The 26,178-nt window shown below is 68.0% G+C and carries 20 protein-coding genes; 13 read left to right on the forward strand and 7 right to left on the reverse strand.

Going from position 1 to position 26,178, the window contains the following annotated elements:
• Positions 1–39: 39 nt before the first annotated feature.
• Genes AB0B96_RS32165 through AB0B96_RS32180 form a run of 4 tightly spaced genes read right to left on the reverse strand, consistent with a single transcriptional unit; the run spans position 40 to position 5,622 of the window.
• Positions 40–462 (reverse strand): hypothetical protein, encoded by a 423-nt coding sequence (locus AB0B96_RS32165; protein ID WP_362904790.1) that lies wholly within the window; start codon positions 460–462, stop codon positions 40–42.
• Positions 459–2,546, reverse strand: a complete 2,088-nt coding sequence (locus tag AB0B96_RS32170; protein ID WP_362904792.1) for a hypothetical protein — start codon at positions 2,544–2,546, stop codon at positions 459–461. The genes AB0B96_RS32165 and AB0B96_RS32170 overlap by 4 nt, the downstream gene beginning before the upstream one ends.
• The gene (locus AB0B96_RS32175; protein ID WP_362904794.1) at positions 2,543–4,288 is read right to left on the reverse strand and encodes a hypothetical protein; all 1,746 of its coding nucleotides are present in this window, start codon (positions 4,286–4,288) and stop codon (positions 2,543–2,545) included. The genes AB0B96_RS32170 and AB0B96_RS32175 overlap by 4 nt, the downstream gene beginning before the upstream one ends.
• Positions 4,285–5,622 carry a site-specific integrase gene (locus tag AB0B96_RS32180; RefSeq protein ID WP_362904796.1) on the reverse strand — a complete coding sequence of 446 codons (1,338 nt, stop codon included), beginning with the start codon at positions 5,620–5,622 and terminating at the stop codon, positions 4,285–4,287. Before AB0B96_RS32180 ends, AB0B96_RS32175 begins: the two co-directional genes overlap by 4 nt.
• A 247-nt stretch (positions 5,623–5,869) precedes the next feature.
• Here AB0B96_RS32180 and AB0B96_RS32185 point away from each other — a divergent pair, with 247 nt between their 5' ends.
• From AB0B96_RS32185 to AB0B96_RS32220, 8 genes are all read left to right on the forward strand, one after another.
• The gene (locus AB0B96_RS32185; RefSeq protein ID WP_362904798.1) at positions 5,870–6,598 is read left to right on the forward strand and encodes a hypothetical protein; all 729 of its coding nucleotides are present in this window, start codon (positions 5,870–5,872) and stop codon (positions 6,596–6,598) included.
• Positions 6,599–6,656: 58 nt separating this feature from the next.
• Entirely contained in the window at positions 6,657–6,848 is a 192-nt protein-coding gene (locus AB0B96_RS32190) for an FxLD family lanthipeptide (RefSeq protein ID WP_362904800.1), read from the forward strand.
• Between the two features lie 83 nt (positions 6,849–6,931).
• Positions 6,932–10,012 carry a lantibiotic dehydratase gene (locus AB0B96_RS32195; protein ID WP_362904802.1) on the forward strand — a complete coding sequence of 1,027 codons (3,081 nt, stop codon included), beginning with the start codon at positions 6,932–6,934 and terminating at the stop codon, positions 10,010–10,012.
• Positions 10,009–11,175: a lanthionine synthetase C family protein gene (locus tag AB0B96_RS32200; RefSeq protein ID WP_362904804.1), complete on the forward strand. Its 1,167-nt coding sequence runs from the start codon at positions 10,009–10,011 to the stop codon at positions 11,173–11,175. Before AB0B96_RS32195 ends, AB0B96_RS32200 begins: the two co-directional genes overlap by 4 nt.
• Complete coding sequence (locus AB0B96_RS32205) at positions 11,157–12,125, forward strand: thiopeptide-type bacteriocin biosynthesis protein (RefSeq protein WP_362904805.1); 969 nt, start codon at positions 11,157–11,159, stop codon at positions 12,123–12,125. The genes AB0B96_RS32200 and AB0B96_RS32205 overlap by 19 nt, the downstream gene beginning before the upstream one ends.
• Before the next feature lie 2 nt (positions 12,126–12,127).
• On the forward strand, positions 12,128–13,237 hold the full coding sequence (locus AB0B96_RS32210; protein WP_362904807.1) for a hypothetical protein: 1,110 nt from the start codon (positions 12,128–12,130) through the stop codon (positions 13,235–13,237).
• Between the two features lie 79 nt (positions 13,238–13,316).
• Entirely contained in the window at positions 13,317–13,487 is a 171-nt protein-coding gene (locus AB0B96_RS32215; RefSeq protein ID WP_362904809.1) for a hypothetical protein, read from the forward strand.
• Between the two features lie 111 nt (positions 13,488–13,598).
• A complete protein-coding gene (locus AB0B96_RS32220; protein WP_362904811.1) occupies positions 13,599–13,787 on the forward strand; it encodes an ATP-binding protein in 189 nt (62 codons plus the stop codon).
• Between the two features lie 70 nt (positions 13,788–13,857).
• Here the strand turns inward: AB0B96_RS32220 and AB0B96_RS32225 are convergent, their stop codons facing one another.
• On the reverse strand, positions 13,858–14,541 hold the full coding sequence (locus AB0B96_RS32225) for a DUF4352 domain-containing protein (RefSeq protein WP_362904813.1): 684 nt from the start codon (positions 14,539–14,541) through the stop codon (positions 13,858–13,860).
• A 364-nt stretch (positions 14,542–14,905) separates the two neighbouring features.
• Here AB0B96_RS32225 and AB0B96_RS32230 point away from each other — a divergent pair, with 364 nt between their 5' ends.
• Positions 14,906–15,697 carry a hypothetical protein gene (locus AB0B96_RS32230; protein WP_362904815.1) on the forward strand — a complete coding sequence of 264 codons (792 nt, stop codon included), beginning with the start codon at positions 14,906–14,908 and terminating at the stop codon, positions 15,695–15,697.
• A 3-nt stretch (positions 15,698–15,700) separates the two neighbouring features.
• Here AB0B96_RS32230 and AB0B96_RS32235 read toward each other — a convergent pair whose 3' ends face one another.
• Entirely contained in the window at positions 15,701–18,724 is a 3,024-nt protein-coding gene (locus AB0B96_RS32235) for a prolyl oligopeptidase family serine peptidase (RefSeq protein WP_362904817.1), read from the reverse strand.
• 773 nt (positions 18,725–19,497) lie between these two features.
• Here AB0B96_RS32235 and AB0B96_RS32240 point away from each other — a divergent pair.
• A complete protein-coding gene (locus AB0B96_RS32240) occupies positions 19,498–19,887 on the forward strand; it encodes a hypothetical protein (RefSeq protein ID WP_362904819.1) in 390 nt (129 codons plus the stop codon).
• Positions 19,844–20,467 (forward strand): ATP-binding protein, encoded by a 624-nt coding sequence (locus AB0B96_RS32245; RefSeq protein ID WP_362904821.1) that lies wholly within the window; start codon positions 19,844–19,846, stop codon positions 20,465–20,467. Before AB0B96_RS32240 ends, AB0B96_RS32245 begins: the two co-directional genes overlap by 44 nt.
• A 171-nt stretch (positions 20,468–20,638) precedes the next feature.
• On the opposite strand, the gene AB0B96_RS32250 is transcribed toward AB0B96_RS32245, so the two are convergent.
• A complete protein-coding gene (locus AB0B96_RS32250; RefSeq protein WP_362904823.1) occupies positions 20,639–21,070 on the reverse strand; it encodes a hypothetical protein in 432 nt (143 codons plus the stop codon).
• 971 nt (positions 21,071–22,041) lie between these two features.
• Here AB0B96_RS32250 and AB0B96_RS32255 point away from each other — a divergent pair.
• Positions 22,042–23,508 (forward strand): MFS transporter, encoded by a 1,467-nt coding sequence (locus AB0B96_RS32255; RefSeq protein ID WP_362904825.1) that lies wholly within the window; start codon positions 22,042–22,044, stop codon positions 23,506–23,508.
• A 328-nt stretch (positions 23,509–23,836) separates the two neighbouring features.
• Positions 23,837–26,122: a hypothetical protein gene (locus AB0B96_RS32260; protein WP_362904827.1), complete on the forward strand. Its 2,286-nt coding sequence runs from the start codon at positions 23,837–23,839 to the stop codon at positions 26,120–26,122.
• The last annotated feature ends 56 nt before the right edge of the window (positions 26,123–26,178 follow it).

A 26,178-nucleotide genomic window follows, 5' to 3' on the forward strand; every position in this document is an offset into this window, starting at 1 on the left:
GGTTAGCCGAACGACCTGACACGTGGTGTTTAATCTGAATCAGTGCGGTGAGGTAGGGCGAGGTTGACCCGGAAGAGCGCGTAGGCGAGGTGTCTGCTTGGCGAGTTCGAGGCGGAGTTGCCGGTTCTCCATTTGTGCTTGGTGAAGTGCTCCGACCAGGGTCTCGTTGTCGGTTCTTAGTTGTTGGAGTTCTTCTAGTTCGGCGGCCCGGAGTTTCTTGAGTTTGGCGAGTTGCTTCCGGAGTTTCTGCTCGGTCTCGGGCACTTCCTTGCGTGCTCTGATGCGTTCATAGAAGTCGTTCTTGAGGTCGACGTGTCGCTGGGTGAGAGCGTTGCGCGGGACCTGGGCCTCCTGTGCCAGGGCGACGATCGTGAGCGCTCCGGTGGAATGCTGGGGGATTCCGTTCAGGATGCGATCCATGGCGGTGAGGATCCGGGCGCGTTCGTCGAGGGCGGGGCTCATGCGGAAGGCTCCTGAAGAGTGATGCGAGTGCATTCGTGCTGATCGGCGTAGAGACGGAGAGTGTCGGCGCGGGCGCGAAGCCGTTCGGCCAAGGGCTCGGGGACGAGGCCAGCGGCCTGTTTCTCCAGGGCCTCAGCTTTGAGTACGAGCTGGTGAGCCTGCTGATCGGTGCGGGAGATGTTGGCGCAGTCGGCGACGCAGCGGTCGAGACTGGGGGCGGCTTGCTGGCCTTGGCGTCGGCAGAGCGCCTTGCGGGGGTCATAGACGCAGAGCAGCAGGGCGTGCGGGTTGTTGTGAACGGCCAGGGCAGGGTTGGCTAGCAGGTTGCGGGCGTCTCGGGCGGTGAGAACGGCGCCCGCGTAGGCGGGTGCGTGTGCGGCGGCCTGAATTGCGCGGCGGGCAGCGGGTCCGGAGATGCCGTCGCCGGTGGCGAGGGTGTCGTTGAGTTCGGCGAGGGTGTCGGCGGTGGCGCGGGCGGTCTCGATGTCCAGGAGGTCATGGACGCCATCGCGGCTGCGGGAGGCGTAGTGACCGCTAACGGCGGTGCGCAGGTGGCCGTACTGGATGGCGAGAGCGACCAAGCCGCCGGGTCGGCGGGCGATATGCCAAGCCAGGGTGCGGCGAAAGCGTGCAGTTCCGATCGCGCCGTGCGGGTCGGCGGGGATGATCTCGTAGGGGCGGCCGAGGTCGGCTGCCAAGGTGTTGGCCCAGGTGACGAAGCGTTCGATCCGATCTCCCATGGCTGTCTTCGTGGCCGAGCCGACGAGTTCTCGTCGTCTGCTGAAGTCGTGGGCGGCCGAACTGAACAGAAGCCCGTCGGGAACGATGTGTTCCAGGATCCGGATCGCCCTCACCACCGGGGGGATCGCGACCCAGGGAACATCGCGGAGCTGGCCTGCGGACAAATGGTTGCCCGAGTCGTCACGGGCGGTCTTGAAGACGTGCCCGTGGATTAGATGGTGGCCGGATTCGGGGTCCGGGCAGCAGCCGGCGCGGAGTCCGAGGACCTCTCCCGGGCGCATGCCGGTCAGGTAGCTCACGACGATGAATGCGGCGGTGACCAGGTGTTTCATCAAGGTCGTGGCCTCGGTGAAGTCGATGGCCCGGGTCCAGGGCCGTCCGTCGACAGTTGCGGTGATCTTCATCGGCAGCGGGCAGGGTCCCGGGTTGCGCTGGAGGTAGTTCCTCCAGGCTGGGTGTTTCGTTGTGCTGTGGCACTGGGTCCGGGAGGCTCCGGTGAGGGCGCTGATGTAGGTGTTCGCGGTTCCGCGGCCGTTCCGCGTGGGCATGCTGGGCAGCGGCCGGTCATGCGCGGCGAGATCGGCGAGGTAGGCATTCAGGGCGACCAGCGTTTGCTTGGTCGCCGTATTCTGCGCGGCGGCCGTCGTCATGCGCTGGAAGGTCTGCCAGGCGGTGAGGATGTCCGCGGAGAACTCATCGATCACGCGCACTGCCCAGATCAGCAGGGGTCCCATGGTGGCCGGGCTGATCGGCTCGGTCATGTTCTCTCCCCGGCTGGTCGCGGCGGGCAGGAAGTCGTCGGCGCCTTCCCGCTGCCAGGGCGGTTCGGGCAGACCCAGTGGAGGGTCGCTGATGGAGTCGAAGACCCAAAGACGGGTGAGGCAGTTCAGTGCCTCCCTGGTCTGGTCCCTGGACGTGCCCTTGGCGGTCAGGTGCCTGATGTAGTCGCGGTAGTCCCGCTCCGAGCAGTCCGCGAGGGAGGTCAGGCCGCGCTGGGCGAGCCATCGAGCGAAGTTCCGCCAGGCCAGCGCGGTGGCGTAGATCCTGGGGGCGCCGAGCCGGGACCGGTAGGAGGGGGCCTGGTCGAATAGCAACCGATCCGGGACCGGTTCGTTAATCAAAAGCCAGCTCAGATAGCGCAGCTCTTCGCGGAGCACTGCAACGACCTTGTTCCAGTAAATGGTGCGCCGATCAGCGCTGGGATTGTCCGAGAGCGGGCCGAGCGGCCAGGCGTCATCGGCGTAGCGGGCCACCGGACCGTCGTGGCCGTGGATGAGCGTGGAGTTGATCATCGGTGTGTCCGGGGCGGGGCGTGCCGGGCGTTCAGCGGCCAGTGCGGTCATCGGTCGTAATGTCCGTTCAGCAGGTCATGGACGAGGTCATGGTCGGCCGGGGAGATCTCGGCCGTGGCGGCCTGCCAGGTCGGTTCTCCCAGCCGCTGCCGAAGATCGGCCAGGCGGGCATGGGCGTCATCCCAGTCCTCGGCCCAGACGTCCGGGTGAAGCACGCCCCGGAGGTCGTCAAGGGCCTTGTGCAACAGGACGAGCCGGGGGTGGTGGTCCGGGGTGATACGCGCGTTCGGGCAGGCCAGGCAGAGGAGAAACGAAGCGTCGCAGGCCTGGCCGCGGGGGGCGAACGGACTGTTGCGGTAGCCGCAGCAGTCGGCCGTGGCTGTCCCCTGGTCTCCGTCTCGGCGGGTGTCGGCCAGCTGGGCCACCACGGTCCGGCGAGCGGCCTCCAGCGCGTCGGCGGCGCCCTCGGCGATCACGGGGACCGCGGCTTGCTGCGCCTGCGGTTCGGTCACCACATAGACGCGATCGTGGGTGTCCTGGGAGTTCTGGCTAGGCGCACGCCGGTGCAGGACGTTCGTGGTCTTGCGCAGCCGCCGCATCGGGGAGGCCCCCAGACCGGTCAATGTGCCCCAGTCCTGCAGCGCCTTGCGGTGAAGACCGGCTCCGAACGGCCCCACCCGCAGCACCGTCTCGTTGGACCGGGGTGTGTGGTGAGCGCGCCAGAGTAGCAGGCGGTCGACGTCGCTGCCGCAGCCCCTGATGAACGTGCGAGCGTGAGCGGTCGCCTCAAGGGCCTGGGTGATCAACCTTCCCGAGGTGTCAGCACCGAGGTCGGTGACGTTCCGGGTCTCGAAGTGTCGACCGCTATCCCGTCGCCGTTTCTCCAGTTCCAGCCGGTAGGTCGGAGACCCGCCCTCTCCGGAGTCGGGAGTGGCCCGCGGCGTCGCCATCTCCTCGACCGTCGTGGCGTTCAGCCCGAACTCCGCCGCCAGCAGCACCGCCAGCGCCGCGGCCTCCATCCGATTCAGATAGAGACGCTTCCAGGTGAAGTACGCGTCCTCACCGCCCAACGCCTTCACATAGCGGTGATCCACCCGTTGACTGCCGTTGTTGTCGACGCGGGCGGCCCGGGGGACATCTCCGGTGCGCGCCAAGACATCCAAAGCTTCGCCGAGCAGCCACTGCTCGCTCCTCTCCTCCAAGCGGCCCGACCGCCAGTCATCCAAGATCCTGGTGTTCTCCTGGATCCGCAGATGCGCGGCGCGGAACATCCGCCTGGCCTTCGTCCGGACCTCGTGGAACTCCTCCTCGGTGAAGGCCTTCTCCTGCGGCTTGAGCTTCTGCATCCGCTTGGCCAGAGCCTGTCGGGTGTCGGCCCGCAGCCGTGGGTCGGCCCGCAGAAAGCCCGAGATCCTCGTGGTCTTCCCGTAGCCTCCACCTTTGTCCACCGGGATCTTGATCAGCCAGGCCGCCCAGTGCGCCGGGGTTAACTCGTCGACTTCCGTGGGGGGACAGTCGTGCTCGGCCAAGGACCGCGCGAACTGGCCGAGCAGCCACCACATATCCTCGCTGGTGTGCCGGGAGTCCCAACCGCCGCCCGGTGCGCAGAACGCGGCGAACACCACCGCCCAAGACCGCTGCAATGCTGGAGCGATCGGCAGCGTCCCGAAGTCATAGGTGGCGATACGGCCCTTGCGGTCGCGGTGCTCCACCACCAGGCCCTGCGGGGCAAGCGGAACCGGCCGGTGATGCGGTTGCTCAGGACGGGCGGCCCTGCGGCCCCGGGTGCTCACGAGACCACCGCCTCATGGAAGTCCTGGATTCCTTCGCTCTCCCGCGCCAGCCGGGCCAACAAAGTGGTCACCCGCTCGTCAGAGCGCTCTGCATTCTCCTGCGAACGGGCGGGATCGGGATCGGCGAGCAGCGAGCGCAGCTGTAGATCCGAGACGGGTGCGAGGTAGTGGTCGCGGGTCGTGGCGACGTCGGAGTGCCCGAGCAGGTCCTGGACCATTCGCCAGGGGTCGCCGTAGAGCAGCCGGAAGTCCCTTCGCTCCTCCGGCGTGAGGCCCATCCGCAGGTCCATGGCGTGGTGGAGGGCCACCAGCATGTAGAGCGCGAAGGAGTGCCGCGCCGAGTGTGGGGTGGCGAACGGCGGTTCGCTCATCACCCCGCTTAGAACGGTTTCGCAGCGCTCGTTCGCCGCGCGGAAGACGTTCTCCCAGGACAGTGGGCGGAACGGCAAGCCCGCCTCGGTCAGCCAGATCCAGAGCGGTTCCGGCCCTGTCGGCCCAGGGGTGAAGAACGTCATCCGCTCCTCGACCGTCGCGTCATTCAACGCGGTCCGGCCCTCGGCTCCGTTCCGGTTATGCCAGTGCAGGACCTTCTTCCGGTGACCGGACACCTTGGTGACGACCCGCATCTCGGGCAAGGTGTCGTAGAGATCCCGCGCCTGCGCGCGCCGGATCGCGGCTGCGCGCCCGGCCTGGAGGTAGCTCTCGATCTGGACCAGCGCCGACGCGGAGATGTAGAAGGTCCTGGCCTTCTTGGACTTGGTGACCGCCCTGGCCAGCCGGGCCGGGTAGTACTTGCCGCCGTCCAGCGCGCTGCCGGGCAGCTCAAGGGTGAGCAGTGAGGCGCCCTCGGTAAGCCGCAAGCCGGAGCAGAACAGCAGGTCGGCGAAGCTCGCGTTACGGTCCTCCAGCCGGCCCACCCACTCTCCGCCGACCAGACCCTTGGTCGTGTGGCCGCGCAGGCCAACGTTCACCCAGAGCCGGAACATCCGCGGTGTCAGCCAGTGCACGTTGCTCGACTTGGCGTTCTTCGCCCGCGCAGCCGGTGTCGCGACGACCTCGCCATACAGGCCTGGCCGTTCCCGCATCTCGATCGGGTTCGTCGCCACGTACTCGCATCGCACGGCCCACCGGTAGAGGCGCGTCAGCGCCGCCAGCCCTCGGTTCCAGCGGGCCGCACCGACCTTTTCGAGGTTCCTCGGCGATCTCGTCCGCCAATCCTCGAAATCCCATAGATCATCTGCTGTCGCGTCCGTCCACGCCTTTCCCCGCCACCACAGGAAGTCGAAGAAAATCCGGTAGTCGTCGGTGTAGTTCCGCTTCGTCTCCGACGCCAAGCGCGCGAACGAAGAACGACAGAAGAACAAACTCAGCAATTCATCGATCCGGCAGTCCGGCGACAACATGATTGGGTCACCCGGATGGATTCCGGTGCGCTCCTCCCGCTCCGCCAGATCTTCCCAACCGGACAATACGGGGACCCGATCGGTCACAACCGAGCGCCGGACCGGCGTCCAGTACACCCTCCACCCCACACGCCACCTCCCTTTCAGATGCGCGAAGACACGTACATCTAACAGGGAAGTGGGCGCGTGGGATCTGCCTCCGGCCTGGCTGGATCAGCTGGCCGAGGACGGAGTGATCGTCGTGCCGCTGCGGATGAACGGGGTCACCCGCTCGATCGCGTTCCGGCGTGTAGCGGACCATCTGGTGAGCACGTCCGCTGAGGTGTGCGGGTTCGTCGCGATGCGGGGCGATGGCGAGCACTCCGAGCCCGTCTTCCGACTCCCCGACGCCCAAGGCCGCCACGTCAGTCTCCGGTTCGATACCGGAGTGCCGGAGAACCCGAGCCTGCTCGACGGCGTGCTCGCGACCCAGCGCACCGCGGTGTGGTCCGGCGTCACGATCGGGCATGGGATCTCGTTCGCCGACCTACACCTGTGGTTCGCCTGCTTCCTGCCCGGCTTCTGCAAGCTCGCCGCAGACGAGGGAACCGAACTGTCCGGGGAGCGCGGGAAGTGGTTCCCCTTCGGGGTCGTACGCGGTGACTCGTTCGCCTATCTGGCGGTGCGCCCGGCCGTGGAAGGTGCCGGAGTCGAGTTCGGGGCGCGCGCCTACGGAGCGCACGGTCAGGAGGCCGCGACCGCGATGGTCGAGCAGATCCAGGCGTGGGACCGGCAGGCCCGAAGTGGTCCGGCCCCCACGTTCGCCTTCTGGCCGACCGGCGGCGACCTCACCCGGATCCCCGAAGGCTCGGCGGTCCTGGAAAAGACCCATGGACTGGTCACGATCTCCTGGCCCGCGACGAGCTGAGCGACGCGCGGGCCAGGACGCACCACCCCCAACCCTGCAATGTGAGGAGTGTGATCCGATGGCTCCACCGCTGACTCTCGACGCCGCCGAAGCCGAGGTCGCCGTCGCCGCCGACGAGGAGTTCGAGCTGGACATGCGCGTGGTCGAGGCCACCACGCCGCTCGTGATCATGATGTGCGACACCAGTGACGGGTGCGGCGCCACGTGCGGCACCAGTGCGTGCAGCACCAGCTCCAACGACCCGTCCTGAACCAGTCCCTCTGCCGTCGGCGCCCTCGCACGCGAGGCGCCGACGGCGCGATCCACGACCGGCCGAGAAGGAGTCGGATCACCGTGACCGTGCCCACGCGCTATCGGCACACCGGCCTGGTACTGGTGCGCGCGACGACAGACCCGGGCGACCTGGACCCGCCGACGCATCTGGACGTATCCGACCCGGCCGCGATCGAACGGGAAGGCCTGGCGTGGCTGGCGAAGATGTGGAGTCGCGGTGAGGTGCGCGAGGCACTGCGGATGGCCAGCCCGGTCCTGGGATCACGCATCGACCAGCTCCTACGCGCCGACACCGGCCCGGCCATCGGCGGCGACCTGCGTCGCGCCATCGTGTCTGTGGCCTCCTACCTGCTGCGCTGGCAACGGCGTGCCACCCCGTTCGGGATGTTCGCCGGGGTCGCCACCGCCGGCGTCGGCCCCGCGACGGCGGCAGTCGGCGCCCGACACCGTGCGCTGGTGCGCGCGGATGCCGAATGGCTCACGGCCCTGATCGACGAGATCGAGCGGTGCCCGGACCTACGCCCGCATCTGACGGTGGTGACCGACAGCGCCGGAATCGTGCGTGACGGCCGCTTCATCGTGGCCGGACGGGCACAGGTGGGTGCCCGCACCCCCGGACCGCTACAAGAGATCTCCGTACGCCACACCCGGCCCGTGCGGGTCGCGCTGGCCGCGGCCACCTCGCCGATACGGTTCGACACGCTTGCCGCCCAGCTGACCTCCCATTTCCCGGCCACCTCGCCGGACAAGGTCCTCACTCTGCTGCACGGCCTGGTCGACCGGCGCATCCTGATCACCGGCCTGCGTCCACCGATGACGGCCGCCGACGGGCTGACCCACCTGATCGGCGCGCTACACACGGCGGACGCGAAGCATTTGGCCGACATCGCGGCGCTGCTACATCGGCTTGAGGAGATCAGCGCGCAGTTGGTCCGCCACAACACCGGCGTCGACCCACAACAGGCCGCGGCGATCCGAGCGTCGGTCGCCGCGCGGATGACCGCGCTCGTACCCGGCACCGGGCATGTGCTCGCCGCCGACATGCGGCTGGACGCGCGGATCACCGTCCCCGAGCACGTGCTGGCCGAGGCCACACTCGCCGCCGGCGTTTTGCTACGCCTTTCCCCCCGGCCCTTCGGTTCGGCGGCCTGGCTCGACTACCACGTCCGCTTCCGCGCCCGTTACGGCCCCGGTGCTCTGGTGCCGGTGCGGGAGTTGGTCGCCGACTCCGGGCTCGGTTACCCCGGTGGCTATCTCGGCGCGCCACGCGCCCGGCCTGCCTGGCGGACGCTGACCGAGCGCGACGCCGTCCTGCTGGCGCTGATCCAGAAGGCGGTCCTGGATGGGGCCGAGGAGATCGAGCTGACCGAGACCGACATCCAGGCGTTGACCGTGGGCGAGTACGCCGACATCGTGCCGCCGCAGCGCATCGAGCTCGGTGTCGCGCTGCATGCCACCTCCATCGAGGCGATCGACCGGGGTGATTTCGAGCTACGGGTCACCGCCGCACCTCGCGCTCATACGAGCATGGCCGGACGATTCGCTCCTCTGCTCGGTGACACCGACCGCGCACTGTTGGCCGCGTCCTATGCGGCGGACGACCAGGACGCCGCGACGGCGGTGCAGCTGTCCTTCCCGCCTCGCCGCCCGCACAACGAGAACGTGGTGCGCCTACCGCGATTGCTGGCCGACGTCGTGTCCCTGTCCGAGCACCCTGACGGCGATGTGATCGACGTGGACGACCTGGCGGTCACCGTCGATGCCGACCAGATGTATCTGGTTCAGCGCTCCACCGGGCGGCGCGTGGTCCCCCGGATACCGCATGCGCTGGACACCTCTGTCCAGACCCCACCGCTGGCACGGTTTCTCGCCGAGGTCGCCGACGCGCGCAGCGCGGTTTTCGGGCCTTTCGACCTCGGTGCCGCGCGCACCCTGCCGTACGTCCCGCGCATCCGCCATCGACGCACCGTGCTGGCCGCCGCCCGATGGATCCTCAGCTCCACCGACCTACCGGGCGCCCTCATCGGCGACCGGTGGGATGCGGCTGTGGGCGCCTGGCGGCAACAGTGGCGGGTACCGGCAAGGGTCGTGCTGTGCGCTGGGGAGCTACGGCTTCCACTCGATCTGGAGCACGCGCTGGACCGCACCCTGCTGCGTACGCGGCTGGAGCGAGCCGGGCGGATCGAGCTGGCCGAGGACGGCCCGCCCGGCTGTCAGGACTGGATCGGGCGACCGACGGAACTGCTGATCCCGATGACCGCGATCACCCCGCCACCGCGCAGGCTGCCGGTGACCACGGCGCCGGGAGCCGTCCTGCTGCCAGGTGCTTCCGCGCTGGTGCACGCGCAGGTCGTAGGCAATCCCGCGCGGTTCGACGAGATCTTGACCGGTCACCTGCCTGCCTTCGTCGACATGCTCGGCCCACTGGTGGAGCGCTGGTGGGTGCGTCGGCACCGCGACATGATCCGGCTCGAAGCCGATCAGCACCTTGCCGTGTTCCTGCGGCTCACCGCCCCCGAACAGTACGGCTCAGCCGCCGACCACCTGGCTGCCTTCGCCGCCGACCTCCAGGCGCGTGGCCTGCCCGCTCAGCTCACCTTGGCTTCCTGCCCGCAGCATCCCGCACGCTACGGTGAGGGTCCGGCGCTCATCGCGGCCGAGCGGGTGTTCGCCGCCGACACGGTGGCCGCCATCGCCCAGATCGCGATGGCCGAGGCTGCCGGGATCGCCGCCCAGGCCCTGGCCGCCGCCTCGATGGCACACCTGGCCGCGGCTTTCGCCGCCGACACCACCTCCGGATACCGGGCGCTGATCCGGCGCTTGAAACAGCAGACCGGGCCGCTGGACCGGACGCTCCGCGACCACGCGCTCCACCTGGCCGACCCCGCCGAGGATTTCCGAGCCGTACGGCTTCTGCCGGGCGGCGACGCGGTGGCCGCCGCATGGCGCGTCCGGGACGCGGCCCTGACCTCCTACCATCGCGCTCTCGCCTCCCAGCGTGACCCGGTCACCGCGCTGCGCACCCTGCTGCACGAGCACCACGTGCGCGCCGTCGGCGTCGATCCGGCGTTCGAGCGGGTGACCGATCGCCTCGCCCGTGCCGCCGCGCTGCGCCGCCTGGCCCTGGTCGATGCCCTGTGAACACCGGCCCGGTCACGCTCACCACCGACGAAGTGGCAGGCCAGTCCCTGGCGACCGGGACGGCTGGGACCGCGCTCCTGCATATCGAGCGAGCCCTGAACGGCTCCGGGGGCTGGGCGAGCGCGCACACACACATCCGGCAGGCTGCGGCCGGTCCGATCGACGCCGCCGCGCACGCCGGGCTGTACTACGGAGCTCCGGCGATCGACTTCGTGCTGCACGCCGCCGCAGCTGGGCATTCCCGCTACCGCTCCACGGCCACGGCCCTGGACCGGCACGTCCTACGCCTGGCTCACAGGCGTCTGACAACCGCCGCAGGCCGGATGGAACGCGGCGAGGCCGCCACGTTCGGCGAGTACGACCTCTTTTATGGGCTGACGGGGATCGGCGCGCTCCTGCTGCGCCGTATGCCCGGCAGCGAGATCCTCGCCGACGTGTTGCGCTACGTCATCCGGTTGACCGAGCCGCGTAACGACGATGGGCTCGAACTGCCGGGCTGGTGGGTGGCTCACGACCCAGACCCGACTCTGCCGACCCCTGGCGGGCACGCGAACTTCGGGATGGCTCACGGAATCGGTGGGTTACTCGCCCTGCTCGCCCTCGCCACCTCTCGCGGCTGTGTGGTCGAAGGCCAAGACGAGGCGATCGAGTGCCTGCACGCCTGGTTCGACCGGTGGCGGCAGGACTCGGCGGACGGGTCGTGGTGGCCGCAGTGGCTCACCCGCGAGGAACTGCGCACCGGCCGTCCCGCCCGAGGCGGCCCAGGCCGTCCGTCATGGTGCTACGGCGCGATCGGGATCGCCCGCGCCCAGCAGCTCGCGGCCATCGCCACCGACGATTCAACGCGGCGCGAGGCCGCAGAGAAGGTCCTGGCCGCGTGCCTGTCTGACCGGCAACTCCACCGGATCACCGAGACGGGACTGTGCCACGGGATGGCCGGGGTTTACCAGACCGCCTACCGAGCCGCCCGTGACGCGCGAAACCCCGCGATCGAACAGCGGATTCCCGTAGTGGCCGCCGCACTGACCCGGCACACGGCGACCGTACGCGACGACAAGACCGGATTGCTGACCGGAGGTGCCGGAGTGGGCCTGGTGCTGGAGACCACGCGGCACGCCACGCCGCCACGCTCGGGATGGGACGCATGCCTGCTGATCACCTGACCGACGTCCCGCCCTACCAGATCGCGGACGGCGTGCTCGCTGTCCTCGCGGGCGCCGCCATTGGAACCAGCGCGGCCGAGAACGGCTTGGACCCGGCCGACCTCCAGGAAGCTCTGCGGGTGTATCAGGCCGCCGGGCTCACCGCGCTGGAGCGGCGCGCGGAAACGGGGTGGTATCAGCTTCATGTTCAGTTCCCCGGCTGGGACATCGCGGAGACGGCCGGAGCCATGTGGCTCGGGCCGCACCTGGACCGGCTTCAGGCCGAAGGGGCCGTGGCCGGATGGTGGTTCCTGCGCAAGCACCCTTGCTGGCGGCTACGCCTGCGCGGAGCGGACACTGCGGCGGTGGACCAGGTGCTCGACGAGCTGACCGCGTCCGGAGTGCTCGCACGCTGGTGGCCGACCGTGTACGAACCGGAAATCACCGCCTTCGGCGGACCGGCCGGTGTGAACGCCGTCCACGACCTGTTCTGCGCCGACAGCCGCGGCGTGCTGGAGTACGCCCGCCGTAGTGCTCCCGGCCTCGGCCGTCGCGAGCTGTCCGTCCTGTTGATCAATGGCTTGCTGCACGCGGCGGGACTGGACTGGTTCGAACGCGGCGACGTCTTCGGCCGGGTGGCCCGGCTGCGCCCCGCACCTTCCGCCGTCGACGCCGCGCGCGTCGCACGGCTGGCGGACGGCGTACATGCCCTGCTGGCCCTGCCCGCACAGGTCGACAGCCCGCTGTTCGCGCCCGGCGGGCCGGTCGAGTTCGCCGCGCCCTGGCTCGCCGCGTTCGAGGCCGCCGGCCGCCGGCTCGGCGATGCGGCTGCCAGGGGCCGCCTCGACCGTGGGGTGCGCGCCGTCCTCACCCACGTGCTGATCTTCCACTGGAACCGGTTCGGCCTGTCAGCCACTACCCAAGGCATCCTCGCCCGCGCGGTGATCGAAGCCATCCTGCCCCGGAGCTGATCATGGACATCGCGACGCTGAGCGCCGCCGCGCGCCGCTTCCCGCTCCTGGGCCGTCCCCGGCCCGCCTGCCCATCACTTCCCGAACGGGTTACCGAGATCGCCGAGATCGCGGGCGCGGCCGGACGACAGGGCTCGGATGGCATGGCCGAAGGAGCCCATGCCTTGAACAAGGCCGCGTTGCTGGCCAGCGACTGCGGCCTGGCGGATCTGGCCCGTGAACTGTGCAGGCAGCACATCGACGTCTACCTCGCGGCAGGCCCTCGGCTCACCGTGCCGCAAGCCAGATACATGCTCGAACCCGTCCTCAACCTCGCCCGTCTCCAGATCCGCGCCGACAGTGGCGGGCAGGCCCTGCGACTGCTGAAGGCGATGTATCAGGCCGTCATCACGAACACCGAACTGGTCGTCGACGAGCGCACGCTGCCGCTGGCCGACCTCACCGGCACACGGCAGGAGCACCGCGAACTACGCGAGTGGGTCTGGCTGCAGTATCTCGCGGACGGGATCCGCGCCCTGGCCCTCGCCGGGCGCTGGGACGACGCGGTCGCGCACGCCAGGGCACACAGGGGCGTCGGACTGCACCTCATGGAGGGGCGGCAAGCCGCGATCATCGCCCACTGCCTGCGCGGAGCTCCGCTGGCGGCGCGCGCGGAACTGGAAGAGAGCACTCCGACACAACCGTGGGAACAGCAGGTCTACTCCTGCCTGAACGTGATGTGCTCGGCCCCGAACGACGCATCGATCAGCCGGGACGTCACGGCGATGGTCGGGCACTTTCTCGGGCGGGAGCCTGTGCCCGGCTACGCGGTCTTCCGTGCCCGGCTCGGGCTGACCGTGGCCACCCTCGCCGACGTCGCCGACGCCGATGCGGCCGACCGCGTACTCGCCCAGGTAGTCGCGGAGACGGTCGAGGCCGACGACGGATACGCCGCACGCGACGTGCTCGGATACCGTAGCCCTCGCATAGGGCTGACCGACGTGCGACGCGAGGCACTGTCGGAGCTGGTGACCCGCTCCGGTCTGGGATCCGGGATCTTGCCGGAGCCGCTGCTCGATTCGCTCATCAACTCGACACGGATCGCGAAAGAGGCACTGGCCGTGTCGATATGAGCCATCGCCTCCACTGGAGGAGCATCGTCATCCGGACTACGCCGCCACCGGAGAGTTCATCGCGGAGAAGCTCCGCGTGATGGGCCGCGGCTCTGCCCCCGGCTGGTCGACGACACCGAAGCACATCCCCGTCATCTCCCAGCGCTTCCCCGCCACCCCCGACCAGGTCAGAGGCGCCCGCGCCTTCGCCGCCGACATCCTCGGCGACGACCACCCCCTGCGCGACGACGCCACCCTCCTCACCAGCTAACTCGCCACCAACGCCATCGAACACGCCACCAGACCGACCGATACCGCAACCGCCCACACCGCCCGGGACGGTACGGAACCGGCCGAACAGCCGAGAGAGTTCGTCGTCACGGTGGCCTTCGTCCCGCACGGCGTGCTAATAGCCGTCCAGGACACCGGCTCCTCGCGGATTCCCTGCGTGAAGAACTCCGGGTTGGACGCCACGGGTGGTCGAGGACTGATGCTCGTCAACGACTTCGCGACCCGCTGGCGCTTTCAGCGCGACCCCACCGCGACCACCGTCTGGTTCGAGCTCACCTGACAGACCGACATGACGACGCGAGGTTGGACAAGCGTCGCCTCTTCGAGAGTGAGTGAACGCCTACCACCGATTACCGAAGGCCGACCCTGGCACCGGCGGAGAAGACGGAGTCACGCAGCACCAGCGTGGTGAGCTTGGCGCTCTTGGGTACGTCGTACAGCAGAATCCCCTTGACGCCGTTGCCGGGGTTGATCTGTTTGAGGTAGGCGTTGGAGTTCTTCAGGAGCATAACCGCAGTTCCAGAGTCGGCCTTAAACTCCCGGTACTTGCTGTCGAACAGCTTCTGGTTGTAATCGGAGAACGTCGCGGCCTTGCCCCCGACATTCTTCACCGTCACATGAATCAGAACGAACTGCCCCTGAGCCTTCTTGGCGAGCAGTCCCTGTCCCACCACCGACCGCCTTTCTACCTTGGTTACCTTGAATGAGAACTTCCCGTCCCTGACCACATCCCCGATTCCGGGCGCCTTCGGGGTCGGCTTCGGGGTCGACACCTCAGCGAGGACCTCCTCCGCCTTCTGCACGGGCACGCCTGGCGAGAAAGTGGGCGATGGGGTACCCGCGGGCGTGTACGCGAGACTCTGCTCGTCCCTCGAACCGGCCCCGATGAGTACGTACACGAGCAGTGCCACGGGGGCCGCCACACCGAGCAAGAGGAGTTTCAGGCATCCGCCTCCCGGCTTCTTCGCAGGCTGCTGGTAGTTGTGGATGGTGGTTCCTTCCCTCGTACCTCGGAGATGGAGAAGGTACGGCATGCGCGACCTCGGTTCGAGCGAGGTTACTCGGCCAGGTCCATCTCAGTTCCGAGGGGTACCAGCAAGGATGCCCGTTCGGTCTTCTCAGAGGTGCCTCTCGCCGTCCCATCTGCCCAACCGTGGACCCCGCCTACGGCCGAGCGGATCTCACCGAACACGGCGGCGGGGAGGAAAGGGGCCACAATCACCGACGACGTGCCGTCCTACGAGCAGGTCGAGGCATCGGTACGACCGACACCTGTGAAACGAGCCGTGTTCCTGATGCTCGGCTATGACGGCCCACAGGGGTGAGACACGTCCGTGATCAAGGTCGGGGAAGATTGCCCTTCCTTTCCCGGACTATCAAGGAACCCCTATGAAGCGAATGATCGCGAGCATCTCCGCGGTCACGGCCGTCGCGCTCGTGACCGGGGCACCCGCCCAAGCCCACGCTCAAGCCGCCCCTGCCGACCCGGTCAAGGCGTTAAAGAGCCAGTTCGTTCCGGGCAAGGGGGTGAGGTTCACCGACCGGACCACCATGATCGAAGAGGGCAAGGGGCAGCCTTACCTGCGGCGCACCGGCTCCTTCCAGTTTGGCCGAGGCGGGATCGTCGCCTCCGACATCAGCTCGAAGGGCCCCGGCCCAGCTGATGAAGTCTTCACCTCGTCCGTCTCCGGGCGGACGATCCGGATCGGCACCACGAGCTACTCTCAGGGCGGCACCTACCGCGACAAGATGCCGAGCGGTAAAAGCTGGTACAAGGGCTCGGACGGCATGACGGGCGGCGTGGGCGGCTGGTTCAGCCAGCTGGTGAACGTCGCAGAGCCGGCGACCCTGGCAAGCCTGCTCAAGGGCGCCAAGAAGTCACGTACCACCTACAGCGGCACCACCACTTTCGGCAAGCTCGCCAAAGTCTCGCCCTGGTTCCGTGCCACCCTGCCGCTCCGGTCGAGCGACAAGACCGTGGTGACGTTCAAGCTCACCCTGGACAGAAACCACCTGCCACAGCGCCTGACCACGTCCTTCCCACCCACTGGCATCTACGACAGCACCGGCTGGGAGGGCAATACGATCAGTGTCGAGACCCGCTTCACCGGCTGGGGCGGCAAGGTCTCCATTAAGGCGCCGCCCGTGAACAAGGTGACGACCAAGCTTGAGGGCAGAGACGAGGAGTGACAATCAAACGTGCTCCAACTCCAGGCGGAGCACATGGTGGATGTCAGCAGCTCTCCGCAGGCTGTGTCCTACCCCGGTGACAACGACCAGACGCGAGCCGGAACCCAAGTGCCGACTAAGAGTCCGAGCCTGGTCAAGTGGGGTTACCCGATCCTCATCTCCATGGATCAGAAGCAACGGACGTCGAATCGCGGCTTCTGATTCGCCGGAGAGCTCATCCCGGAGCAACTCCGCGTGATGAGCCTGGAACTTCGGTGCGGCTCTGCTCCAGCTCTCCAGATCGACCACGGCTGACCTGGCGATCCCGGCCGCGAACACATCGGTGATCGCCAAGGCACGCAGAACGGTGTACCCGCCGGCACTGGCCCCCCAGATCGCCACCCGCCCGGGATCCGCTCGACCGACGGACACCAGATGACGAGCCGCATCGGCGCAGTCGGTGGCGTCGACCGTCCCCCACCCATGACGAAGCCCTAACCGGTACGCGCGACCGTACCCAGTACTCCCCCGGTAGTCGACATCGACGACGGCAAAGCCCCTGCTCGTGAAGTACTGCGCGTGGAGATCCAGCCGTAGCGGCCAATTCGCCGTCGGCCCTGGATGAGCCCGTACAAGCAGTGGCGGAGGCCCATCGCTTCCTTCCGAGGGCGGGTGGTAGAGGCCGTGCGCCTCATCCCCGTCGCGGGTGCCGAAGGTGAAAGGCTCTGGCCGGACGAGCGATGCCTGGTCAAGGGTGACGTCGGCCGGCGTCAGCTCATGAACGGCACCACTGGCCTCGGCCAGCACCACCGTGGGCAACTGAGTGGGACTGGAGCCGATGAAGGCGACTTTCCCGCCTACCACCGCTAGGTAGGGCTTGATCGAGGTGTACGGCAACGCGAGCCGTTCCACACCACCGCCGGAGCGCTTCACGACCAAGGAGTGCAGCGGCCCCTGCTGGATGACGGCCATGACCTGATCACCCTGAAGAACATAAGTGCGATACCCGAACTCCCAGGGAGCCGCCGCGACCTCGAACTCCCCCGTGATGACCGGCTCGGCATGGCCGTCGCGCCAGGCGTACAGATTCCACCAGCCCGACCGGTCGGAAACGAAGTGCAGCACCCCGTCGTCACTCCACCGCGGCTGGCACACCGACTCCTCGTCCCCGCCCGCGATCAGCCTCGTACCGGTAAGCGCACCATCGGGCCCGATGTCGGCCAGCCAGAGCCGGGAGCCGTCCCACGGCATGAGCGGCGCGTTCCATGAGATCCAGGCGAGCTGCTTCCCATCGGGACTGGGCTCCGGGGACATGGAGAAGTCCTCGCCGGAGGCGATGATCGACGGCTCGGCCGACAGAACGACCAGCTCGTTGTGAACGCCGTTCTCTTCATGACGTTCCCGTACACAGACCAGCTCGCCGGTGCCCGGAAGAAGACGAAGGTCGGCATAGCGCCAGCTTCCCGACGACGCGGGGGTCACCGGCACAGGGTGACCGCCGTCGCGTACGTGATAGACCCGCTGGTCATCCGCGTTGCAGAACCACAGATCCCGCTCGGTGGCCAGGTAGGCACCTCCGCCGTACTCATGCACGTAGGAAGCGACGTGGAACCCCTCCGGCAGCACGTCCTGGCGGCCGTCGGCAGCGGTCCAGCGCACGAGCACATCCCCGTCCGGCCGTCCCTCGATCCAGTAGACGGTCTCACCGACCGCTTGGACCGCGTCGTACGAGACGGTGGCGCGGGCGACGACCTCAGCGGGGATAGGGCTCACTCTTGATAATGATCGGACGAAGTCATCCAGTTCGCGAGCGACCTCGGGTTGCCGGGGTGCCACCCGGTCGCGGAAGCGGTGGACCCGGGACATCCCGGCGACCGATCCTCGCCGGGCGAATACGGCGATCGCCTCCTGGGCCAGCCGTACGGCCTCGGCGGGTTCGCCTTCTCCGAGGCGTGCCTGCGCCAGGTCCACAGTGAGTTCCGCTTTGCGGCGCACGCACGTGGCGGGAACCCCGCCGATGGCCTGCTCGAAGGAACGGGCGGCCTGGGTGTAGTCACCGAGTTCGAGGAGGCAGTTGCCCTGGTAGCCGAGCAGTCGCTCGCGGTCGAAGTCGTACATCCATTCGTCCCGCTCGTCACCGGCCCGTTCCAGGGCCGTGTTCGCCTTGTTGAGTTCGGCCAGTGCCGCTCTGCCGTCGCCCGCGTGGACACGTGCGGTGGCGCTCACGGCGTGCAGCCAGGACCTCGTCACGTGGGTGACAGAACGACCAGCCGTGTCCAGAGCCGCTGAAGCGTGTCGAACGGCTTCATCGGCCCGTCCGGCCGTATCCGCGGTGATGGAACGGTAAGCACTGACGTAGGACCGAAGCCCTTTGTCGCCCGCTTCCCCAAGAGCGTCCAAGGCGGTGGCGTACCGGTGCCCCATCGCGAAGTGGTCACCGAGATCGAACCAGATCCACGCCGCGAACCCGGCCGCCTCCCCCGCCGCGTAGGCGATTCGCCGCCGCAGCTTGTCAGGGGCGGGAGCCTCCAGGAGAGAGCACAGGAGGGCGAGGTGGCCATCGACTGGAACGAGCATCTCGGCCGATGTCAGTTCGTGGTAGAGGCGGCGCTGGCGCACGGTGATCATTTCGATGTCCTCCACCACGGCGGAGGTGATCGCCGAAACGTGCTTGCCGCACGTGCTGAGCCGTCCCCAGTCGACACCGGAATCCGGCGCCTCCGAACTGGGCCTACGCGCGGCTTCGCTGCGGTGACGGAGATGCGCCTGCTCGCGGATGACACCCGGGAGCATGTTGTTGAGCGTTCCGCCCGCGCCGAGCGCCGTGTCGCATGCGAGGACCACGGACTCCGAGGGAGCGACCGAAGCCCGTTCCACGGCGCCGAGGTGTTGCCAGGAGTATCCGGTCAGCTCGCCGAGGTCCATCAGCGTGAGCGAGCGCGCCTTACGGAGTTCGCGCATCCTGGACCCCAGCGCGGCGAGCAATGACGAGCCTGGGTCGAGGGCCTTGGCCGGCCGCCCGCGACCACCTTTCCTTTCGGTAGCCATCCAAACACTCCCTGCTGTTTTTGCTGTTCGTTGCGAGCAAATCAGGTCGTGCGGTCTGCTGTCAGCACCTTGAGCAAGCTGGATCGTGAGAGATGGACGCCCATGAGCACCGCCTCGATACATGCCCTCGATCGGCTGAAGAAACGCGCCCCCGAGCACGCGGGCGACGCCGCCCTGTCCGACGAAGCACGCCGAGGTGTGGCGAGAACTCCTCCGCGCGTATCCACTGCCCGCAGCAGCGGCGAGAAAGAACAGCGACCCGATCCGGCGGGGAACGGCGGGTGCTCACGACCGGCGAGCCCAAGAACATCAAAAACGGCTCTGCCTGGCGAATGGCGTCGCCTGGCAGAGCCTCGACCGCACTCTGGAGGTGCGCGATCTGTGTCTCACAGTAGTAGAACTCCGAAAATCATCCGTATCCGTTGGCATGCCGAGCGTCCGCCCTCACCCCTGGGCTGTCGTTGGTGCGGTCATCCTCCGTACGCGCACGACGCCGCCAGCCTGCCGCACCGCCCTGGGCACCTGTGGGAGCAGCCCACCTCGGCCCAGGTCCGTACCCGCATGACGGCCCGGCGTCGCCTCGGGCTCTGCGGTCGACTGCCCGCGCCTTCCGTACCGGCCATCGTGACCCCGCGCCCGCCGAGCCTCCCCTTCACGGGTTCCCCCACCATCCGGGGACGCCACGCGCGACCGGCCACCCCGCCCTACGGACGCGAATCGCCGCCAGGAGCACGGCCCGGCAGGCGCGAGTCGCACCGGAAGGGAGTCACGGCATGAGCGCACCTCCCATCCAGGCAGAGGCAGAGGCGGACGCGGAACACCTCCGGCACGAACCCGGCGACGACCCCCGCGCGCTACGCACGCTGAGGCTCCGCTTCCCCGACTGGCGTCCCTGGTACGGCCACGCCACCGGACGCTGGTGGGCACTCTCCCCCACCCGATACCGCCAACGCATCGGCCTCATCGAAGCCGACACCCCCGCCGAACTCGCCGCCCGGATGCAGCACATCGAGGACTTCCACCCCCACCCCGAGCAGGCACACCAGACAACCGACAGGGACCTCGGGGCCGCCGAAAATAACGCAGGCAACGAGACCATCAGCAAGGGAGGTGACCGGGATGACCGTACGACTGCTGTCCGTGCTCGCCGGGGTGCTCGCTGACCGGTTCCGGACGGCGACCGACGACCTCAACGGACCGGCCGTCACCATCTGGCCGCCCTACCCAGGCCGGATCCCCGGCTGGTCGACGACGCCGAACCACACCCCCGTCATCTCCCAGCGCTTCCCCGCCACCCCCGACCAGGTCAGGAACGCCCGCGCCTTCGTCGCCGACATCCTCGGCGACGACCACCCACTCCGTGACGACGCCACCCTCCTCACCAGCGAGCTGGCCACCAACGCCGTCGAACACTCCACCAGACCGACCGACACCGGGCCGACCGGCACACGGCCGGTCGGCGCCGAACCAGTCGGCGCCAGAGCGACCGACAGCGGAACCGCGGACACCACAGCGGGCGACAACCGGCCATCGGAGTTCGTCGTCACGGTCGCCTTCACCCCGCACGGCGTCATCATCACCGTCCAAGACCCCGGCTCCGCACAGATCCCTAGCGTCAGGAACTCCGGCCCAGGCGCCACCGGCGGCCGAGGACTCCTCCTCGTCAACGAACTCGCCACCCGCTGGGGCTTCCACCGCGACCCCACAGGAACCGTTGTCTGGTTCGAGTGCGCCGCGAGGTGATGCGTTATATCCACGGCTAAGCCGGGATGTTCATGGGCGCCGGATAACCCAAAGGTGAGACGCCTCCGGGTTATCCGGCCTCGGCGGATGAGGTCCCGGGGTGGCGAAATGCGAAGCCGCCTTCCCCGCCGAGAGTGGCCTCAGTGGGGAAGGCGGCCGTGGACTTGATCCCTAGCAATGACCAGTCACACTGCTGGTCTTGAAGTCCTTCACCTCAATGGGATAGCCGTATGTCGTGTCGTAAATATATCCATGTGCATGGTATTTTTTATTGGTCTGGACGTCCGAGCAGGGCTCACTGGCACGCGCGTGGAACCAGCCGGACTTCCCATTGCTGTCCACCTTCCCGGAAGCGACGACCGAATTTCCGAACGTGTCTTCCCGGCGAATGTAGACGTAAGCTGTATAGTGCTCCCCCTTCGAGCAGTACACATTTGCGGCAGCATTAAAACCCTCGGACACTTTTACCAGATTCACGGTAAGATTGCAGTCGATCGGCCTGGCCGATGCCGGTGACACCGGCAGCAGCACGCCGGCGGCAGCCATTGCGACGATGGCGGCCGAGAATTTGGCAGCCCGGAACATGAATCGTCCCTTACTCATTTAATTTCCCCTTTTTGAGCACTGTGACCACGGGGCCGCATTGAACAGCCCCGCGACGAGTCACTTGGTGGTTTTCCTCCCACGTGTGACCACACAATAGGAGGGAGGTTCCCAAACGGATGTTTCGTGTATGAGCATCGGCGATATCCGAAGCTGTTTCATCGCCTCTGAGCGCCAATAGTTGCCCAGGAGTGCCCGCGGCCCTGGCATGTTGAAGGTGTGCTCACCTGTGAGTGATCCACACTCGCAGATCGGACATGCCGAGAAAGCGGCGGACGTCGTTGCGATAGTAACGGCAGGAATGAGCCATGCAGGCGTGTCCTTCCCACCGAAACGCACGCCGGCGACAAGAGGGCCGTTACGGCCGTCGCCGCTACTCCAGCACGCTTCCCTGGAAACCCGGATTCATCGAACTCCCCTAGTTCGTTCCGATCGATTGGCAGGACTTTGTTGCGTTTTCTGCCCATCGCCCCCGCGGCGAATTAATTGACATCATTGGGCTGTATGGCTCTTTGTGGAACCTAGAAGGTTAGAGGGTGTCGCGGATGATCCGGGACAGCCTCCGCGGAGCCTTCACCCGCTGGTCGCGCCGTCTCAACAGACCATCCGGCGACGAAGCCCTCCGGAGGAGCAGCGCAGACCTTGCCCAGATCGGCTCCGCGCGCTATCTCGCGACCCGCGATTACCCGACCCCCATCTCAGTGGTCTTAGGTCCAAGGTCCCAGGCCATGTCGACCTGACGTCCGATGCCGTCAGCCACGGCGAGCGGCATAGTCGTCCCGAAGACAGCGCGGAACACGCGAAGACAGCGCGGAACACGTGAGGGAGGGGAGGGGCGATGATCGGACCGGACGGGCCGAGCGCGGGGGCCGCCCATCCCAGTGCCCTCAGGGGGTGTGCCAACAAATGTCCGCCGGTCCCGGTGCAGCCATGACAGGCCACCGGACCACATACGGACGAAAGGCACACCCATGTCCACAACCCAGTCCCCGGCTCGCAGCCGACGGCCGGGATGGAGCCTCGCGCTGCTCGCGCTCGGGCATCTGATCATCAGTCTCGACTTCACCATCATCTACGTAGCTCTCCCCGACATCGCCACCGATGTCGGCTTCACTCCGCACACCCTGCAGTGGGTGGTCACCGCGTACGTCGTCCTGTACGGAGGCTTCCTGCTGCTCGGCGGGCGGTTGTCCGACCTGGTGGGACGCCGGCGGATGTTCGTGCTCGGCATGGTGCTGTACGGGGTGGCCTCCGTGCTGGGCGGCCTGGCCACGGCGCCCGCGGTGCTGCTCACCGCACGCGCTCTGCAGGGTCTCGCCGGTGCGGTGCTCTTCCCGGCGGTGCTCGCCCTGGTCAACACCACCTTCGCCGAGGGCAGGGAGCGCAACCGCGCACTGACGGTCTGGGCGATGGCGGGCGCCGGTGGGCTCACGGCGGGCGCGCTCGCGGGCGGGGTGCTCACCCAGGCCCTGGGCTGGCAGGCCGTGTTCTACGTCAACGTCCCGCTCGCCGCCGCGGGGGCCGTCGCCGCCTTCGCCCTGCTGCCCCCCGACGGCCGCGTCACCTCGGGAAGCGTGGACGTGCTCGGAACGCTCACCGGTACGGCGGGCATCACGCTGCTGATCTTCGCGGTCGCGCACGGCTCCGAGGTCGGCTGGACGCGAGCCGAGGTGGTCGCCTCGGCCGTTCTCGCGGTGGTCCTGCTGGCCACGTTCCTGCGTGTCCAGGCTCGGGGGCGGACACCGCTGATGCCGTTGCGGCTGTTCGGCAACCGCGCGTTCAGCGGGGCGGTCGTGGTCATCCTCGTCTTCGGGCTGACGATGCAGGCCGTGCCGTACTTCCTCACCTTGTATTTCCAGGATGTCCTTGGCTTCAGCGCGCTGGAGACCGGGCTCGCGTTCCTCGGGCCGACCCTCTCGATCACGGCGGGAAACTTCCTCAGCGAGCGGCTCGTCCATCGTTTCGGCACCCGGAGCACGCTGATCACCGGCATCGTCGTCAACGCCGTGGGCGCCGCGTTCCTCGCCCCCGGCATGCACACGGACGGATCCTTCCTCACCGTCCTGGCCGGGATCGTCGTCATCGGTCTGGGCATGGGCATCACGTACGAGGCGATGTGGATCGCCGCGGGCACCGGTGTCTCGGCGGACGAGCAGGGGCTCGCCTCCGGGGTGGCCTCCACCGCATTGCAGGTGGGAACCGCCGCGGGCCTGGCGGTCCTGGTGGCCGTCGCCAACCACGGCATCGAAGGGCTGTCCGGGCAGGCGTTGCGCGTCGCCTCCGCCGAGGGGATGCGCGTCGCCGTCTACGTCCTGGGCGCCGTCATGCTGACGGCCGTCCTCGCCGCCCTCAGGCTCCCCGGTCCGCGTGCCCGAGGCGCCGCCGCGTCCCAGTCCGTCCCCGACCCGGACACCGCCGACCTGCACCCCACCGGCTGACCTCGGCTGTATAGGTCAACGGCTCCAACGGCCGCCGCCCTGCCTCACCTTGTTGTTTACAGTTCTTCAGGGACACTCCGCCCAGCACGGGCCGGGGATCGACGGGTGCGGCGGGGCGGTGGTGCTCCTCCTCGTCGGCATGCGTCCGATTGACGCCGTGGAGTGCGGCGTCCCGGCTTCTCCGGTGTGTTGCAACGTCACGCCGCTGCATCGTCGCCGCCGAGAGGGTGTCAGTAATGATCGCGGCCGGCTGTCGGTAATCACGATTCAGCACTGAGATGGGCCATGATTCATGCCGCCGGTACTGAACGGCGGCGAATATATCGGTGTGAGCCGACCCCCCATTCGCTGGTGGAATTCAGCCGCCCTGCTGGCCATCGTCGCGCTGGTCACCACAGTGGTCTCGGTATGGCGAGCGCTGAAACCGGACGACCCGGTCAACCCCGCTGATCTGGCCGCGGTCGCGATCGCCGCATCGGTGGCCACGGCCGCCGTCGTGGCATGGGCCAAGCGCCGCAACACCAGCGCCAACAGACCCGCCGATGTGACGAAAGCCGCCGATGTGCTGGCCGACCTGGTGCGCAGGCAATGGCAGGACGAGGCCCGCAACCGGCTGCTCGATGACCCCGCACCCATTCCGATCCGCTGGCAGCTCACCGCCAACGGGACAGTGATGAGCATCCCTCGGCTGATCAGCACCGCGACCGAGTTCACCTTCGCCGGCCGCAGCGACGACATCGCCGCCCTCGCGAGCGACTTTCGCGCCCTGACCCGGCGGCGGCTGGTCATCACCGGCGGCGCGGGCATGGGCAAGACCACCCTGGCGATCCAGCTGCTGCTGCAGCTGCTGTCCACCCGCGCAACCGATCAGACCGGCGCCGGCGAGGGGGAGATCGTGCCGGTGCCGGTGCTGCTGCCGGTCTCCGGCTGGGACACCGGTGCCCATCCCCGGCTGCAGGACTGGCTCACCGTCCGGCTGGTCCAGGACTACCCGGCACTGGTCGCTCCCGAGCTCGGTGCCGGCGCTGCCGGCGCGCTCGTCTCCGGCGGTCACATCCTGCCCGTCCTGGACGGCCTGGACGAAATCCCCGCACCCGCCCGCGCCCAGGTGATCACCGCGCTCAACGCCTCGCTGACCACTCGCGACCAGTTAATCCTCACCAGCCGCCGCGCCGAGTTCACCACCGCCATCCACGAGGTCGGCCGCCCGCTCACCGCAACGGCGGTCATCGTCCCTCAATCCCTGCTCTCACACACCGCCGCCGACTACCTGGCCGCCTGCCTCCCCGCCTCCCCGGCCCAGGTCTGGAGACAGACCCTGACCGCACTGCGCTCCCGCACCGCCCCCGGTCTGACCCAGCTCGCCGCCACCCCGCTGGGCCTGTGGCTGATCCGCACCGTCTACGTCACCCCCGGCACCGACCCCGCCTCCCTGACCGGCCCGCTCGGAGCCGACGCCGACGCGCTACGCACTCACCTGCTGGACCACGTCATCCCCGCTGTCATCGCCGCCCGCCCACCCAGCACCGACCCCGCCGACCATTTCCGCCCCCGCCACCGGCTCGACCCCGACACCACCCGACGCTTCCTGACCTACCTGGCCCACGCCTTCCCCCCGGCCACCACCCGCGACATCACCTGGTGGCACATCGCCCATACCACACCCCACATTCGGTCAACAGTCGGGATCGCGCTCGGGTTCGGGCTCGGGATCGCGCTCGGGATCGTGTTCGGGATCATCGGGACCGCCTTCGGGAGCTCGTACGAGACCGCGTCCCGGATCGCGGCGAGGAGCGCGTTCGGTCTCGCGCTCGGTCTCGCGCTCGGAATCACGTTCGGGCTCACGAGCGGGCTTGTGCGCGCCAAGCCCTGGGTCAACGAAAAACCTGGATACGCAGACCCGCGCCTGCGCGGACGAATCTCTCTTCTCTTCCGCTCCATGAAAGACGCCCTCACGTTCGGGCTCACGATCAGGCTCACGATTGGGATCGTGTCCGGGCTAACGCTCTCGTTCGCGTCGTTGACGCTCAATGTCGATCTCGATTCCGGGATCTCTTTACGTCCCGGCCGAATCAATTTTTTCGATCTCAATTTTGAATTCATATTCGGGTTCGGGCTTCTCGTCTGGCTGGGGATCACGTTGGCATCCGGGCTGATCACCTGGGCGGAGCAGCCCACCCTCACATCGACCAGCACACCCCGCTCCAGTTGGCGAGCCGACAGAGCGCTTACCCTTCTGCGATTGGTCGTGGCCGTACTCGCGTGCGGGCTCGTATTCGGGCCCCTGGTCGGGCTCGATATCGCGACCGAGATCAGGACCCAGCACTGGGACTGGGAACAGCTCACGATCCTGCTCATGATCTGGCTCGCGGTGGGGCTCACGCTCGGGCTCGGGGCCGGGGCCGTGATGGGCAAGCATCATGCGTGGCTGGTCTGCACCATCGCGGTGGCCCGGTTAGCCCTCCAACGCCGGCTTCCCTGGCGGATCATGGATTTTCTCGATGATGCCCACCGCCTGGGGCTGCTGCGTGCGGTCGGCCCGGTCTATCAGTTCCGCCACGCGGCCCTGCACGACCATCTCGCCGCCACCGCCCCTTCCGGTGAAGCCTCGTAATCACTGATTCGTCGCCGCCCCGTCAACCGCTTCGACGCCGAGATACCGAAAAGAGG

It is taken from the genome of Streptosporangium sp. NPDC049046 (genome assembly GCF_040649155.1).
Classification (GTDB): domain Bacteria; phylum Actinomycetota; class Actinomycetes; order Streptosporangiales; family Streptosporangiaceae; genus Streptosporangium.

What these genes read in the sequence shown, in the direction of transcription:
- AB0B96_RS32165 (WP_362904790.1), bottom strand. Translation starts at nt 462, where the DNA reads ATGAGCCCCGCCCTCGACGAACGCGCCCGGATCCTCACCGCCATGGAT.
- AB0B96_RS32170 (WP_362904792.1), bottom strand. Translation starts at nt 2,546, where the DNA reads ATGACCGCACTGGCCGCTGAACGCCCGGCACGCCCCGCCCCGGACACA.
- AB0B96_RS32190 (WP_362904800.1), top strand. Translation starts at nt 6,657, where the DNA reads ATGGCTCCACCGCTGACTCTCGACGCCGCCGAAGCCGAGGTCGCCGTC.
- AB0B96_RS32205 (WP_362904805.1), top strand. Translation starts at nt 11,157, where the DNA reads ATGCCTGCTGATCACCTGACCGACGTCCCGCCCTACCAGATCGCGGAC.
- AB0B96_RS32210 (WP_362904807.1), top strand. Translation starts at nt 12,128, where the DNA reads ATGGACATCGCGACGCTGAGCGCCGCCGCGCGCCGCTTCCCGCTCCTG.
- AB0B96_RS32215 (WP_362904809.1), top strand. Translation starts at nt 13,317, where the DNA reads ATGGGCCGCGGCTCTGCCCCCGGCTGGTCGACGACACCGAAGCACATC.
- AB0B96_RS32225 (WP_362904813.1), bottom strand. Translation starts at nt 14,541, where the DNA reads ATGCCGTACCTTCTCCATCTCCGAGGTACGAGGGAAGGAACCACCATC.
- AB0B96_RS32230 (WP_362904815.1), top strand. Translation starts at nt 14,906, where the DNA reads ATGATCGCGAGCATCTCCGCGGTCACGGCCGTCGCGCTCGTGACCGGG.
- AB0B96_RS32235 (WP_362904817.1), bottom strand. Translation starts at nt 18,724, where the DNA reads ATGGCTACCGAAAGGAAAGGTGGTCGCGGGCGGCCGGCCAAGGCCCTC.
- AB0B96_RS32240 (WP_362904819.1), top strand. Translation starts at nt 19,498, where the DNA reads ATGAGCGCACCTCCCATCCAGGCAGAGGCAGAGGCGGACGCGGAACAC.
- AB0B96_RS32245 (WP_362904821.1), top strand. Translation starts at nt 19,844, where the DNA reads ATGACCGTACGACTGCTGTCCGTGCTCGCCGGGGTGCTCGCTGACCGG.
- AB0B96_RS32250 (WP_362904823.1), bottom strand. Translation starts at nt 21,070, where the DNA reads ATGAGTAAGGGACGATTCATGTTCCGGGCTGCCAAATTCTCGGCCGCC.
- AB0B96_RS32255 (WP_362904825.1), top strand. Translation starts at nt 22,042, where the DNA reads ATGTCCACAACCCAGTCCCCGGCTCGCAGCCGACGGCCGGGATGGAGC.